Genomic DNA, 15,964 nt, shown 5'->3' on the forward strand with positions numbered 1-15,964 from the left:
CTATGTAAAAATGCCGGAATATACCGGCATTTTTAGTTTTATATAAACAACATAACTTTTGGGGGAGCTATGTTTTTATTAGAATAATGAAGCTTATCTAATTCCTACAGCTTTTAATGTTTTGAAAAACACATCAGTGTTGTCATAAGAACCATTAAAAAGCTCTGCACCTGCACCATAAGCAAATACTGGAACTGGAGTGCCGGTGTGAGAGTAAGATGTCCAGCCTATTCCAGCTTTGTTATTTAGAATGTGAGTCAAAGATACGCTTAGAGGATCATATCCTCCATACATGATAGAAGCTTCTTGATTATCTGTCCTAGCTTCTTCTTCCTTCATAGATTCTTCAAATCCAGCTTGGAGTTTTTTATATTCATAGTCAGTCATAGCAAGAGAATCACTGCTACCATCTGATGGAGCTTTTAGTCCGAAGTTTTGATTTATAATAGGCATTACATCATCTAGGGATTTGATTTGTCCGTTTGATTTCATTTCAGCTATCATATCGTCAAAAGCTACATAGCTCATTTTTTGATTTCTAAGAAGGTTAAATGCTGTGTCATATCCTGTGTAAGCTTGACCTATAGTAAGTCCACCTGTTTCATGGTCACCAGTTACTATGATTAATGTTTCATCAGGATGCTTATCTGCGAATTCCTTAGCTACCTTTACAGCTTCGTTTAGCTCTAGTGTATCAGCTATAGTGCTCATAGCATCATTGGCATGACAGGCCCAGTCGATTTTTCCTGATTCAGTCATCATAAAAAATCCATTTTCATTGTCTAGTACTTCTATGCCTTTTCTTACAAAATCAGAAAGCTTTAAATCGCCAGACTTGTAATCTATGGAATATGGCATAGAGCCAGAATCTTGAAGCTTTGGACTCTGAGCATATATCTTGCCAGAATTTTTATCTAGTTTAGCAAAATCTTCTTTAGTTTTTGTGATGGTATATTCATTTTCTGCTAGTATTTCATAGGCGTCTTTTTGGTCTTTTTTGTCTCCAGTAGGTTTGTTTATTGCTCCACCTGCAAAATAATCAATATTGCTAGTAGCCATTTGAATAGCAATATCATAATACTGATTACGGCTTTCAGCATGAGCATAATATGCAGCTGGAGTAGCATGATTGATAGTTACAGTGCTTATGATACCAATTTTTTTACCATTTTCTTTGAATATTTCAGTGATATTTTTAGCATCTTGAGTTTTGTCTACTTTTTTACCTATAACTCCAGAGTGCGTCTTAACTCCACTAGCAAAAGAGGTAGCAGTAGATGCAGAGTCAGGACAAAATGAAGTAGAATCCTGCGTAGTAGCCATACCAGCAATTGGGAACTGTGTAAACTCTAGCTCGCCTAAAGCCACTTTGCCACTTTCGTTGTTTCCAGTGTAGACCTGAGCTGCATTTACTTGTACATGGCTCATTCCATCACCTATAAACATGAATATGTACTTTGGAGTCTTGTAAGAAGTGCTGATACTGTTAGAATTGTCTGCAAAGCTTTGAGTGTTTACCCCTAGTAACTGAGCTGTTATCAAGGATATGATAATAAAACCAAAGAATAAAGCCGATAAAATTTTTTTGCTAGTAGTCATTTCATTCCTCCTAAATATTAGTATTGTACTTTTGTTGTAAATACAACAAGGTTCCCCGAATTCATTTGCAATCTTTGATTGCTTCAATGAGTGGAGTTCTTATTTCATGATAGAATGAAAAACTACTTAGTTAGTTAAATATAAGTGAATTTAAGTTTAAATTTGAGTTAAAAAAAGAAGACGCTTTACTCAGCGTCTTCTTTACTTATATTTTAAATTCGTTTTAAATCTAAATACTTCAATTCTTTTATAGGTTACTTACTTTACTTTTAAATAAAGCTTTAATCCATAAATTCAATTCAATATATCAATAATCAAATAAACTAAATCTTTAATTTATAGATAAACACCTTTTTCAAGGGTGGTTAGAAATTAATAATTTAATCTAAAGACTAGGTTTAAATCTGAATCTCACTTATCGTTTTTGGTGGAATCATACGCCCTTCACTCCTTCTACTAAATAAGTAAATAAGCATTGCCACTAAATCTTTTCATATAATATGAGTTATTTTGGTGGAATCAGCTCCTTTTATATTGAACTTATAGTATATATACCACGAGTAAATTTTATTAAACAAAATATTTGGATTTTTTTAAATTTATAGAAAAATATAATTAATACCTTGAAAAGCATTTTAAAAACCTCAAGTATAATATATACTCTAATTGAGAATACATTATGTTATATTTGGGTAAATAATAACCTAGAAGATTAACAATAGTATATTTATATAAAATGGGGGCAATTATGGAGACACAATCGACGAAAAAGAAAATAACCTTTAAAAAAATAACTATTACAATAATTTTTATGGTGATTATTGCAGTTATTTCATCATTTGGAAAACTACTTGATTTTTGGACAGATTTTTTATGGTTCAAAGAAGTAGGATATACATCTACGTATATTAAGCAGGTATTTGCAAAGCTTTATATAGGAATACCTTTTTTTGTTGCGTTTACAGTGTTTATGTATATATATCTTCAGCGCATAAAGAGTAACTATTATAAATATATGAACATACTGACTACAAAAGATGAAGAAAAAACTTTAAATCAAACTATGGGAGTAGTATCTGTTCTGACTGCACTATTCTTTTCATTTGGAATAGCAGGTTCTTTTTGGATGCAAATACTAAAATTCATAAATGCCACTTCTTTTAATATAAAAGACCCTATTTTTATAAAGGATATTGGTTTTTATGTATTTACTCTTCCTCTAGTAACAGAAATATTCACTTTTTTACTTGGATTTATTATATTTTTAATGCTTATAACTATAGTTATTTATATAGTACTTATTTCTATAAGACAGCCTATGGATAAGGAAGAATTGGGTAGTAAAATTAGACGGTTACGAACAGAGAATAGCTTTGTAAGTCTTCAAAAAAGAGTAATGGAATTGGCTTTAGATCAAATTATGCTAATTGGGGTAGTGTTTTTTGTAATAATAGCTCTTAGAAGCTATTTAGCTTCATTTGCACTTTTATATTCAGAAACTGGAGCTATATATGGAGCTGGATTTACTGACATCAATGTAACTCTAGGTGTATATAGAATTCAAATGGTAGTAAGCATTGCATCGGCAATAGCACTTATATTAGCAAGATATAAAAGAAATAAGAAATTAGCCGCTATTGGACCTATAGCTCTTGTTGCTGTTTACCTTCTAGGCCTAGGAGCTGAGATTGCTGTCCAAGCTGTCATAGTATCACCTAATGAATTGGCAAGAGAGAGAAAATATATAACTAACAGTCTGGAATACACTAAGATGGCATATGGACTTGATGACATAGACGTAGAGAACTTTTCTGTAGATCAAGATTTAACTTATGATGACTTGCTTGAGAACCAAGATACTATAAGTAATATAAGCTTAAACGATTACAGACCTACTAAGGAAGCATATAACCAGTTACAAGGACTTAGGAACTACTATAAATTTCACGATGTGGACATAGATAGGTATATAATCGATGGAAAGCTTACTCAGATGTTTCTATCTGTTAGGGAGCTAGATAAAGAGGCTCTTGACGACAATGCTAAAACCTGGGTAAACCAGCATCTTAAATATACTCATGGTTACGGCCTTACTATGTCTCCTGTAAACAAAGTAACTTCATCTGGACAGCCTAGTATGGTAGTAAGAAATGTCCCTCCAGTTTCAGATTATAAAGAGCTAGAGGTTACTGTACCACAGATTTATTTCGGAGAGCTTACAAATGATTATGTAGTAGTAAATACAGATGAACAAGAATTTGACTATCCAATGGGTGAAGAACTTCAAACCACCAAATATCAAGGAACAGCTGGTATTAAGCTTAACTTTTTAAACAAAGCACTATATTCAATCAGAGAAGGAAGCTTTAAGCTTTTAGTTTCAGGTGGAGTAAATTCTGATAGCAAGATTATAATAAACAGAAATATTATGGATAGAGTAAATAAAATAGCTCCATTTTTGAGTTATGATGAGGATCCATATGCAGTAGTTGTAAATGGAAAGATTTATTACATTATAGACGGATATACGACTACAAAATATTTTCCTTATGCAGAGCCTTTTAATGAAAATGCAAACTATATAAGAAACTCATTTAAAGTAATAATAGATGCCTATAATGGAGATGTAAACTACTATATAGTAGATGAAAAAGATCCTTTAGTAGAGACCTATTCGAAGATTTTTCCTAAGCTATTTAAGCCTATGTCAGATATGCCAAAAGAATTCATATCACATTTGAGATATCCTCAGACTATGTTTGACATTCAGGCTAAGATGTATGGAACCTACCACACAAATCAACCAGATATATTCTATAATCGTGAAGACAAATGGGAAATAGCAAAGCAGAATTATCAAGACAAAATTCAGGAGATGGAATCTCTTTACTTTACTTTTGAGCTTCCAGGTGAAGGCAAGCCTGAATTTGTTCTGAGCATACCATATACACCTACAGGAAAACAAAATATGACAGCATTTTTAGTAGCTAGAAATGATGGAGATAATTATGGCAAGCTGAAGCTGTATGAGTTTCCAAAATCCAAGACTATAATTGGACCAGAGCAAGTAGAAGCCAGAATAAGTAATAACGATGTTATATCTAGAGATCTTTCTTTATGGGATAGCAGAGGTTCTCAGGTTCTAAGGGGCAATATATTAACAATACCTATAAATAGCTCTATTTTATATATTGAGCCACTTTATATCAGAGCTGATTCGGAAAAAGCTATACCTGAGGTTAGAAGAATAATAGCATCTTACAATGATAAAGTAGTTATGGAAGATACACTCGAAAAAGCGCTTACAAGCTTGTTTGGAGGTCCGTCAGATCCAAATAAGCAGATAGAATCGTCTGTAAGTGATGAACCTATTGATATAGAGCAGATGCCAGTAGATAGTCCTCTACCAGAGGATGAGGCTGGGCTTATAAAGCAGGCAAATGAACTGTATGAGCAAGCTCAAGAAGCTTTGAAATCAGGAAGCTTAAGTGAGTACGAAAAGAAAATAAACGAGCTTGGAAATATTCTTAAGCTTTTGGAGCAGTAAAAGGAGTGACACTAGATGATTAATTATTTCAATCTGGCAGCTGTAACAGAGAAAGTCACAGAGGCTGTCACAGATGAAGTACAAACAGCAGTAGAAGAAAGTTTTAATTTAATAAAAACCTTAAAGGCGCTATTCTTAGCTTATGGGATGGACATAATAATAGGAATATTGATATTTTTAGTTGGACTTTATATTGCTAGATACGTAAGGAATTTGTCTAAGCGTATCATGAGAAAATCAAATGTAGATCCATCTGCTATAGGATTTATATCGCAGATACTTTATTTTCTACTTCTTATAATAGTTGCTATAGCGGCTCTTGGAAGGATAGGAGTTCCTACGAATTCATTTGTAGCGGCAATAGGAGCACTAGGACTTGCTATTGGATTAGCTCTTCAAAATAATCTTTCTAACTTTGCATCAGGGATATTAATACTTATATTTAAACCCTTTAAAGTAGGAGATTTCATTGAGGCAGCTGGGGTGTCTGGAAGCGTAAATGAAATCCAAATTATGAATACTATTTTATACTCAGTAGACAATAGAAAAATAATAATTCCTAACTCAAAGCTTACATCTGAGAATGTAGTGAACTTTTCTTCTGCTATAGATAGGAAAATTCAGCTTATGATAGAGGTCGATTACAATTCAGACTATAAAAAAGCTATCGAGCTAATAAAAACTATATTCAAAGAGGACCCAGATATTTATGATGAACCAGAACCTACAGTGGCGCTTCGAGAATTTGGAGAGAGTGGTATAAAGATATTCGCATTACCTAGTGTAAAAAATGAGAATTACTGGAATGCATACTATAGAATAATGCAAAGGATAAAGGACGATTTTGATGCTAATAACATTCAAATTCCATATCCTCACAGAATGCTTTACATGAAAAACTTAGATTAAGATAAAAATTAAAATATCTCAAGTGAGCTCACCTTAATGAAATCAAAGATGTATCTCAGATTTCTAGTAGCTTGCTATATTAAAAGTAAAGTAGCAGATTGAATTTTTTATTAAAAGTTCAATCTGTTTTTTATGATAGTGATATAAACATATCAAATGTAATAAATACAATTTAATTTTAAATATTGGATTATCTTGAAAATAAATTTAGAATAATAATAAAAAAATAATGGATTTTGGAATTTATATTAGAAAATATACAGATTTTATACTATAATCATAAATATAGCTGTTTTTTAGCTATATTAGTGGGTAAATGTGAATTAGAGGTCGTCTGACCAAAATAACTTTATCAGGAGGTAATATCATGGCAGAAAAATCATTAAAAGGTACAAGAACTCTTGGAAATCTTATCAAAGCATTTGCTGGAGAGTCTCAAGCTAGAGGCAGATACAATATGTTTGCAGAAGTAGCTGAAAGAGAAGGCTTCATGAGAATCGCAGAGGTTTTTAACGAGACAGCTGACAACGAGCGTATTCATGCAAAGATATTTTATGATCATGCAGTAGCAGGCTTAGAGGGAGAAGAGTTTCCAGTAGCACTTCACGTAGATGCGGATTATCCTGTAGTTATGGGAAATACATACACTAACCTAGTAGCAGCAGCTATGGGTGAAAACGAAGAGTGGACTGAGCTTTATCCAGAGTTTGCAAGAATAGCTGATGAAGAAGGTTTCCCAAAGGTAGCAGCTTCATTTAGAATGATAGTAGATATCGAAAAAGACCACGAAGAAAGATATCGTACACTTGCAGAGCATGTAAAAGCTGAAAATGTATTCAAAAGAGAAGACAAAGAGCTTTGGAAATGTATGTGCTGTGGATATATATTCGATGGCTCAGCAGCTCCAAATATCTGCCCTGTCTGTAAACAGCCTAAGGCATTCTTTAAACTTCACTGCGAAAGATTCTAAATATAAATTTAATTTTATTTTTGCAATTGAAATAGCTTGATATAAGTGATATAATTTTTAGCAATACAAAATCATATGTATAGGCTATGATGAAAAGTAGTAAAAAGTCCAAGTTCTACAGAGAGTGAGTGGTAGGTGAAAACTCACGTACTAAGCTTTTGAATCCGTTTCTGAGCTTTATCTTTGAAGGCGCTAGCTCTAGGAGATAACGTCTACCTACGTTACAGGTTCAAGTGGTCTTTGTAGACAATTTGGGTGGCACCGCGGAAGTATAAGCTTTCGTCCCTTTTTAGGGACGGGAGCTTTTTTGATTTCACAAAATTTGATAATAACATCAGTATTATTCTTTTGTATTATGGGTAGTTAGTAAATACTGAGTTATTATCTAAATCAAATATTAATTTTAGTGAGGGGGATTTACATGTTAGATATTAAAAGAATTAAAAGAGATTTAGAAGAAATCAAACCTTTAATGGCAAAAAGAGGAGAAAAAGATTTTAGCTTTGAAGAGGTAATAGAGCTTGATGACAAGCGTATAGAACTTCTTCAAGAAGTTGAAGCTTTAAAAAATGAGCAAAATGTAGACTCTAAGCTTATTCCTCAGTATAAAAAAGAAGGAAAAAATACAGATGAGCTTATGGCTAGATTAAAAGAGCTATCAGAGCAAATCAAAAATCTAGACGATAAAGTAAAAGAAGTAGAAGAGGACTTATTCCAAAAGCTTCTTAGAATACCAAACGTGCCACATCCAGATGTACCAACTGGAGATACTGACGAAGACAACTTAGAAGTAAGAAAATGGGGAGAGCCAACTGCATTTGATTTTGAAGCAAAAGCACACTGGGATATAGGAACAGACCTCAATATTCTAGATTTTGAAGCAGCTGGGAAAATCACTGGTTCTAGATTTACATTGTACAAAGATTTAGGAGCTAGATTAGAGCGTTCATTAATCAACTTCTTCCTAAATACACATACAGCTGAGCATGGCTACACAGAGGTACTTCCTCCTTTTATTGCTAACCGTACTAGCTTTATAGGAACGGGACAGCTTCCTAAATTTGAAGAAGATATGTTCAAACTAGAGGGCTTTGAGTATTTCCTAGTGCCTACAGCAGAGGTTCCAGTTACTAATATTCACCAAAACGAAATCATGAATGGCGATGATTTAACTACAAAATACTGCGCATACACACCTTGCTTTAGAGCAGAGGCTGGATCTGCTGGAAGAGATACTAGAGGACTTATCCGTCAGCATCAGTTTAACAAAGTAGAGCTAGTTAAATTTACAAAGCCAGAGGATTCTTACAAAGAGTTAGAAACTCTTACTGCAGATGCAGAAAAAGTGCTTCAGCTACTAGGACTTCCATATAGAGTAGTTCGTATATGCTCAGGGGATTTAGGCTTTACTGCAGCATACAAATATGACCTAGAGGTATGGATGCCTAGCTACAACAGATACGTAGAGATTTCTTCTTGTTCTAACTTTGAAGATTTCCAAGCTAGAAGAGCAAACATTAGATTCAAAAGAGACAAGGCATCTAAGCCTGAGTTTGTTCATACTCTTAATGGTTCTGGAGTAGCTATAGGACGTGCTCTTGCCGCTATACTTGAAAACTATCAGCAAGCTGATGGAACAGTAGTAGTGCCAGAGGTACTTCGCCCATACATGGGAACAGATAAAATAATAAAAAAATAATATAACTTTATGTAGTTTGTATTTTTAGGGTCTTCATTTGCAAGGAGGAACGCTATGAGCTTAAATGGCATCATGATGCAATACTTTGAATGGTATTTAGAAGATGATGGCAGGCTATGGAAAAAACTTAAAGACGATGCAAATCATCTTAAAGAACTAGGCATAACGGCTATATGGATACCTCCTTGCATGAAGGCTACATCTACAAATGATACGGGATACGGAATTTATGACCTTTACGATCTTGGCGAGTTTGATCAAAAAGGCAGTATCAGAACGAAATATGGTACTAAAGAAGAGCTTTTAGAAGCCATAAATGTGCTACACGATAACAATATAAAAGTGTATGCAGATATAGTGCTAAACCATAAAGCTGCAGCTGATGAGACTCAGAGGTTCATGGCTGTAGAAGTCGACCCTATGGATAGAAACAAAGAAGTATCGGAGCCTTATGAAATTGAAGGCTGGACGAAGTTTAACTTTGAAGGTAGAAACAATAAATATTCTGATTTCAAATGGTCATGGGAGCATTTTAATGGAACTGATTATAATCAAGAAACAGAGAAATCTGCAATATATCTTATCCTTGGAGAAAATAAAGACTGGGCACAGGATGTAGCTGAGGAATTTGGTAACTATGATTATTTGATGTTTACAAATATAGACTACAAGCATCCAGACGTATACAAGAGCACTATGGACTGGATAATCTGGTTTATAAATGAAACTAAAGTAGATGGAATTAGAATAGATGCTATCAAGCATATCAATGACTGGTTTATAAAAGACTTGGTTTTAAAAAGTAGAGCAGATTTTGGCGAAGAATTCTATGCTGTTGGAGAATATTGGTCAGTTGAAATGCCAACTATAGAAAGCTATTTGAGCGAAGTGGATTACCAGCTAGATGTATTTGATGTACCACTTCATTTTAAATTCCATGCAGCATCTTATGATGCGAGCAACTTTGATATGGGACAGCTTTTTAATGACACTATAGTGAGCAAATATCCACTAAATGCTGTTACTTTTGTAGACAACCATGATTCTCAGCCTAATCAGTCTCTAGAATCACATGTAAAACAATGGTTCAAGCCTCTTGCATATGCATCAATACTTCTTAGAAAAGATGGTTATCCATGTATATTCTATGGAGATTATTATGGAACTCGTGGAGAAAATAAAATCAGACCTTTGCCAGATATGCTTGACAAGCTTATAAAGCTAAGAATGAACCATGCCTATGGTATTCAAGAAGACTACTTAGACCATAAACATGTCATAGGATGGGTGAGACTAGGAGATAAAGAGAATCCTAAAGGATGCTCAGTCATAATGACTAGTACAGAAGCTGGGGAAAAGACCATGAATGTAGGCGAAATGCATAAAGGGGAAATTTGGATTGATGCGCTAGGTCATACAGATGCTGAGGTAGAAATCGACGAAAAGGGTAACGGAAAATTTATAGTAAGTGATGGCTCAGTAAGCGTTTATATCTGTAAAGATTAAGGCTTACAAAGGAGATTAGTATGTATACAGATGCGAGAATTCACTATCCGCTTGATGAAATGACAAATATGTTAATCCCAGTCACCATTGGGTGTTCATACAATAAATGCGCTTTTTGCAATATGTACAAAGGTGAAAAATTTGCCCATGTGTCATTAACTGATATTAAGGCTCAGCTTATGAACGGATATAAATATACAGAAAAGGTATTTTTGGTAGGAGCAGAGCCTCTCTCTATAGGTTATGAAAAAATGAAAGAGCTTTTGGAACTGATACATGAATATTTGCCATACTGTGCACTTGTATCGTCTTATGCCTCTATAAAAAATATCTCAATGTATACAGTAGAGCAGTTATCAATCCTACACGATATGGGATTAAGACAGCTTTATATAGGGTTTGAAAGTGGTCTAGAAGAAGCGTTAATTCTCATGAAAAAAGGACATACTGTAAATGAAGCTATAGAGCAAGCACAAAAGTTAAATAAAGCAGGACTTTTATTTAATTCTATTATAATGTATGGAATAGCAGGAAAAGGCAAATCTGTAGAAAATGCTTTGGCGACAGCAAAAATGCTAAGTCAGTTCAAGTCTCATAAGATAATAACTATGAATTTGCAAATATTTGATGATACTGACCTAGCTCAGATGGTGAGTTCAGGTAATTTTATTCCAGCAGACAGGAATGAGAGGTTGTTAGAAATAAAAACACTACTTGAAAAGTTTAATCCTATTGAGAAGACGGTATTTGATACCACTCATCCTACAAATATAGTTAAGTTATTAGGAACACTACCTGATGATAAAGCTAAACTTTTAGCAAAGCTAGATTAAAAATTACACAATGAAAAAATATCATTATTTTGATATGAAATAAATTAACATACTATGCTTTTTTCATAATAATTCTTTTTTCTGTGATTTTGAAGATTTTTTAAAATCTTTTTCTAATTTTTCAACCTCTAGTTTGTGATCTAAAAGCTTTTCACCATGCTCTGACAAAAGCATAGGTTTCCATTTGAGCATACACCTATCTGGATAAAGCATCTCTAGCTTATTATATCCCCTTATTTCCTTCATTTTTTCTCCTCCTTATCTAAGCTACTAGCTCCTTTATGACCACCTACATAACCAGAGCGGTGCAAAAATGTACTTCCATGAGAAAGATTATAAGCTCTAAATACTGAAGTCTTTCCATACTTTTCTCTTATCTCATCTATAATATTATCTATTTTATTTGTTTTTTCTGACTGTATAGAGCCAAATAAATCTAATTGATAAGCTTCAGCAGGGTTTACTTCTTCACAAGAAACGTTGATTTGTCTTACTAGCTCTCCACGCCAGTTCTCTTCGAATATAGCATCGAAATAAAGCGCTATCTCTGAGGTGTGATTAGTAGCTCTAGGAAGTTTTTTGGTTTTTTTAAATCCAAAGCTAGCCTCGTGCTTAGAGAAGCTGATATAAAGACTCACAGCCTCGCAAACCATGTCGTATTTCCTAAGCCTAATACAGATTTGCTCAACCATCTCTCTAAGTACAGCCATAATCTCTAATTTAGAATCATAATCTCTCATTAGCATCTGCCCCTTGCTATAGCTGTGGTGCTTGGATTCTACTTTTTCTGAGATTCTGCTGTAATCCACACCCCAGCTGTGATAGTAAAGCTGAAGGCCCATGATTCCTAGATAGCTCTTTAAAAAAAGTGGATTACGGTGAGCTAGTTCATATACAGATTTTATTCCTAAATCATTTAGTTTCTTTTCATAGCCGTAAGAAATTCCCCACATGTCAGTGAGCTTTGGAATCCTCCATACAGTGCGAGGCACATCCTCATAAGACCAGTAGGCAATTTGAGATTTATTATTCTTGGCTTCATTATCAAGAGCAAGCTTGGCAAGCAGAGGATTGTCTCCTATTCCAACAGACACTACTAGTTTAAGCTCATCCCATATAATTTTTTGGATTTTTCTTGCAATTTCTAAAGGCTCACCAAATAATTTCCTAGTTGCAGAAATATCTAAAAAAGCTTCATCAATGCTGTATACTAGCAAATCCTCATCAGCTACAAACCTTCTGAAAATATCGCAGATTCTGCGATTTATTTCAAGATAAAGACTCATAGAGGGCTCTACTATCATTAGCTTTGGATCTTCTGGTATTTGAAACTTTCTTGAGCCAGTTTTAATACCAAATTCCTTCTTTACCTTAGGAGAAGAAGCAAGAACTACTGCTCCAGGTCTTTCAAAATCAGAAATAACTATAATATAAGCATCTAGAGGATGAATCTTTCGTCTTACTGCTTCTACAGATGCAAAAAAAGACTTAACATCAATGCATAGCACATCTCTTCTAGGTAGCTTTGAATAATCTATATCTTCGCCCATATAAATCACTCCCTCATATTCATTTTAAAACAAGAACGTATGTTCTGTAAAGCGTTAATAAATATAGATAAATATTTAACGATAAATTTTTAAATTAATTTATGTAATTGAAGTGTATTTTAAAAATTTATTTAAATTATGAATCACATCAATTATCTCTTATTTACAATAGGCGCAATATTCGACTAATTTAAAATATACAAAAAATAAAGAATAAATTCATTAGATTAAATATTTCGAGTATAACGATTTGAGTAAAATTTTGCATTATATTGTTGCAAAAATAACATACTAGTTTTATAATTAATCCGTATAAAAAATATTATATGCCACACTAATGTTTTTTATATTATAAATATTTAAAATTTAAAAAATTCTAAACATTACGAAAGGAATGAAGAAATTGAGTAAAGATAACTCTAAAAAGTTAACACTGGTATCATTAATACTTATGATTTTTACTTCAGTGTTCGGATTTGCGAACATGCCTAGATCGTTTTTCCTTATGGGATACGGTGCTATTCCTTGGTACATAATCTCTGCAGTTACATTCTTTATACCATTTGCTTTTATGATGGCGGAATACGGAGCAGCTTTCAAAAATGAAAAAGGTGGCATTTATTCATGGATGGAAAAGTCTGTAGGACCTAAATACGCTTTCGTAGGAACATTTATGTGGTATGCTTCATACATAATTTGGATGGTAAACGTAGGCTCTGGAATCTGGGTAGTATTCTCAAATGCTATCTTCGGAACTGACACTACATCTACATGGTCATTATTTGGACTTTCATCAACACAAACTTTAGGAATTCTTGGAATCCTATGGGTATTTATGGTTACTTTTGTATCTACAAAAGGACTTGATAAAATCAAAAAGATTACATCAGTAGGTGGAATCGCAGTAACATTCTTAAACGTAGTACTTATTATAGGAGCAATAGCTGTATTTATAGGAAATGGCGGACAATTAGCTCAGCCTATAACTGGAGTAGAGTCATTTATTTCATCTCCTAATGCAGCTTACCAATCACCTATAGCAATACTTGCTTTTCTAGTATTTGCAATCTTTGCTTTTGGAGGAACTGAAGTAGTTGGAGGACTGGTTGACCAGACTGAAAATGCAGAGGTTACTTTCCCTAAAGGCTTAACAATAGCAGCAATAGTAATTTCTATAGGATATGCACTTGGAATCCTGCTTTGCGGAGTATTCGTAAACTGGACAAACGTACTATCTTCTGAAAACGTACATATGGGTAATGCCGCTTATGTAATAATGAACAACTTAGGATATCAATTAGGACAAGCATTTGGTGCTACTGAAGCAGTATCTGTTTCTATGGGTAACTGGATGGCTAGATACGTAGGAGCATCTATGGTATTAGCACTTATGGGTGCATACTTCACACTTACATACGCTCCACTAAAGCAACTAATCGAAGGAACACCAAAGGAATTATGGCCAGGAAGAATGTCTGAAGTAGAAGACGGAATGCCAAAAGCAGCTATGTGGTTACAATGCACAGCAGTATCTGTAATGTTATTTTTAGTATCATTTGGTGGAGATGCAATGTCTGCATTCTTTACAAAGCTAGTACTGATGACAAACGTTGCAATGACTCTTCCATATATGTTCATAGCTGGAGCTTTCATCAGCTTCAAGGCTAAAAAAGAAATTGAAAAGCCATTTGTTATATACAAAACTCAATCAAGTGCAAAAATAGCTAGTATAATAGTTGTATTTACAGTTGGATTTGCAAACTTCTTTACAATAATAGATCCAGCTCTAAAAGGAGACCTAAGCTCTACTATTTGGAGTATAGCTGGACCAGCATTCTTTACAGTAGTAGCATTAGTAATGTACTCTAGCTATGAAAAGAAAATGGGCAAAGAATCAAATAAAAAAGTAGCATAATAATTAAGAGCAAAAGATTTACTAGAAATATAAAAGCTATATTACTTAAAACCCAATAAATTAACTAACTCACAATAAAAAGCCTGATAAAACAATAAATTTGTTTTTATCAGGCTTTTTAGCTTAATAACTATGATACTTTAGAGAACAAAACGATATAATTATGTCCATAATGAATAGCGCATTTAGGACAGGTAGTATAAAATGCCATCATGTCATGTGAACTATAGCCCCTACTCTTTAATAATTCTTCAAATTCATTCATCCATTTTGGCAGTTCTTTGAAAGCTCCATCATAAACCTTGGCATAATAGTTTCCCTTAAGAGATAAGCTCTCATAGCCAGGAACATCTGAAGCTACTAAAAAATAATGGTCGGATTTCCAACTTGAAATGTCCTTTGAAAGTATAAGATATTGCTCGGTTGTTTCTGCTTTTGCACCTTGAATAGCTCCAAAGGTTTTTGTCATAACACTGCCCATGTTTATAGGCATATGCATAAAGCTTTTTGTCGATGCTTTGATGAATTTAAGCTCGTCAAAATTAAAAATCTTCTCATCCCAATTTTCTGGATGAAACTTAGGACAGCATCCAGTCTCGTTATCAGAGTAATCGATGATAGGTAATGAGTTATTAATTTCCACAAAATCGCCCCCTAAAAAAAATAAAAGCTTGCTATTATTAATTATACCCAGATTCTGGATTGTAATAATTTAATGAAGAAAATATGTTAGAATCAAAGAATAAATTAGTATGAATTATGAGGTGAATATGATAAATATTATAAAAATACATGGAATCTCAGACTGCTATCCAGAATTAATTGAAGGAACTTCACAGTGGTATTATTGCCAAGAAAGCAAAAAAACATTTTGCGACTTGTATGAAGCTGAAGAAATAGTAAAATTAGGACATAACTTTGAAGGTATGAATTGTCATTTGATACATTATCCAGAAGGCACTGTGCATAGTCCATTTGAAATGAAATCTAATGTATATATAGAAAAACCAATATGGAATAATGGAAAGTTTAATTTTTTAGTAGTTAACTTTGATTTAAAAGTAATACAAATATATAGCTATGAACCAGAATACCTAAAGCTTAGTATTATTCAAGAATTACCTCTGTCAATAACTTCTGATTGCTACAACCTTATGCTTAAAGGGTATCCTTTAATGCTGTGCAGAGATGCTAACGATGGAATTTATGAAATAATATGGCCGGAAAGTAAAAAAATAGTAATAGGAAAAACTGAATCTTTGATAGTTCGTGATGGAAATGATTTATATTTTTCTCGGTGGTATGAGGATCCAGAGTATCATGAGAGTGTGATAGTAAGAGATGTAAATACAGGCGCGATTAATGAAGAATTTGATGGATATTTGCGAGTATTGCCAAATGGAGTATATTGGAGGATATAATAAATAGAAATTATA

12 protein-coding genes and 1 other annotated feature are annotated in these 15,964 nt (G+C 33.5%); of the genes, 8 read left to right on the forward strand and 4 right to left on the reverse strand.

Annotation, left to right across the window (positions count from 1 at the left end; genetic code table 11):
- Positions 1-93: 93 nt before the first annotated feature.
- Entirely contained in the window at positions 94-1,599 is a 1,506-nt protein-coding gene (locus CLOST_RS00425; protein ID WP_013360270.1) for an alkaline phosphatase, read from the reverse strand.
- Positions 1,600-2,347: 748 nt separating this feature from the next.
- On the opposite strand from CLOST_RS00425, the gene CLOST_RS00430 reads away from it, so the two are divergent.
- From CLOST_RS00430 to CLOST_RS00455, 6 genes are all read left to right on the forward strand, one after another.
- Positions 2,348-5,146, forward strand: coding sequence for a UPF0182 family membrane protein (locus tag CLOST_RS00430; RefSeq protein ID WP_013360271.1), 2,799 nt, complete (start codon positions 2,348-2,350; stop codon positions 5,144-5,146).
- A gap of 15 nt (positions 5,147-5,161) precedes the next feature.
- Positions 5,162-6,055, forward strand: a complete 894-nt coding sequence (locus CLOST_RS00435) for a mechanosensitive ion channel family protein (RefSeq protein WP_013360272.1) — start codon at positions 5,162-5,164, stop codon at positions 6,053-6,055.
- A gap of 367 nt (positions 6,056-6,422) precedes the next feature.
- Positions 6,423-7,025, forward strand: coding sequence for a rubrerythrin (gene rbr / locus CLOST_RS00440; protein ID WP_013360273.1), 603 nt, complete (start codon positions 6,423-6,425; stop codon positions 7,023-7,025).
- A gap of 77 nt (positions 7,026-7,102) precedes the next feature.
- Positions 7,103-7,315 (forward strand) — a binding site (T-box leader).
- 131 nt (positions 7,316-7,446) lie between these two features.
- On the forward strand, positions 7,447-8,724 hold the full coding sequence (gene serS / locus CLOST_RS00445; protein ID WP_013360274.1) for a serine--tRNA ligase: 1,278 nt from the start codon (positions 7,447-7,449) through the stop codon (positions 8,722-8,724).
- 54 nt (positions 8,725-8,778) lie between these two features.
- Positions 8,779-10,230: an alpha-amylase gene (locus CLOST_RS00450; protein ID WP_013360275.1), complete on the forward strand. Its 1,452-nt coding sequence runs from the start codon at positions 8,779-8,781 to the stop codon at positions 10,228-10,230.
- Between the two features lie 20 nt (positions 10,231-10,250).
- Entirely contained in the window at positions 10,251-11,063 is an 813-nt protein-coding gene (locus tag CLOST_RS00455) for a radical SAM protein (RefSeq protein WP_013360276.1), read from the forward strand.
- 63 nt (positions 11,064-11,126) lie between these two features.
- Here the strand turns inward: CLOST_RS00455 and CLOST_RS00460 are convergent, their stop codons facing one another.
- Both CLOST_RS00460 and CLOST_RS00465 read right to left on the reverse strand, forming a co-directional pair.
- Entirely contained in the window at positions 11,127-11,309 is a 183-nt protein-coding gene (locus CLOST_RS00460) for a hypothetical protein (protein ID WP_013360277.1), read from the reverse strand.
- A complete protein-coding gene (locus CLOST_RS00465) occupies positions 11,306-12,613 on the reverse strand; it encodes a Y-family DNA polymerase (RefSeq protein WP_013360278.1) in 1,308 nt (435 codons plus the stop codon). The genes CLOST_RS00460 and CLOST_RS00465 overlap by 4 nt, the downstream gene beginning before the upstream one ends.
- Before the next feature lie 394 nt (positions 12,614-13,007).
- Here CLOST_RS00465 and yjeM point away from each other — a divergent pair, with 394 nt between their 5' ends.
- The gene (gene yjeM / locus CLOST_RS00470; RefSeq protein ID WP_157858270.1) at positions 13,008-14,528 is read left to right on the forward strand and encodes a glutamate/gamma-aminobutyrate family transporter YjeM; all 1,521 of its coding nucleotides are present in this window, start codon (positions 13,008-13,010) and stop codon (positions 14,526-14,528) included.
- Between the two features lie 130 nt (positions 14,529-14,658).
- Here the strand turns inward: yjeM and CLOST_RS00475 are convergent, their stop codons facing one another.
- A complete protein-coding gene (locus CLOST_RS00475; RefSeq protein ID WP_013360280.1) occupies positions 14,659-15,171 on the reverse strand; it encodes a hydrolase in 513 nt (170 codons plus the stop codon).
- Positions 15,172-15,298: 127 nt separating this feature from the next.
- Here CLOST_RS00475 and CLOST_RS00480 point away from each other — a divergent pair, with 127 nt between their 5' ends.
- Positions 15,299-15,949: a hypothetical protein gene (locus CLOST_RS00480; protein WP_041487058.1), complete on the forward strand. Its 651-nt coding sequence runs from the start codon at positions 15,299-15,301 to the stop codon at positions 15,947-15,949.
- Positions 15,950-15,964: the final 15 nt, after the last annotated feature.

It is taken from the genome of Acetoanaerobium sticklandii, from assembly GCF_000196455.1.
GTDB lineage: Bacteria > Bacillota > Clostridia > Peptostreptococcales > Filifactoraceae > Acetoanaerobium > Acetoanaerobium sticklandii.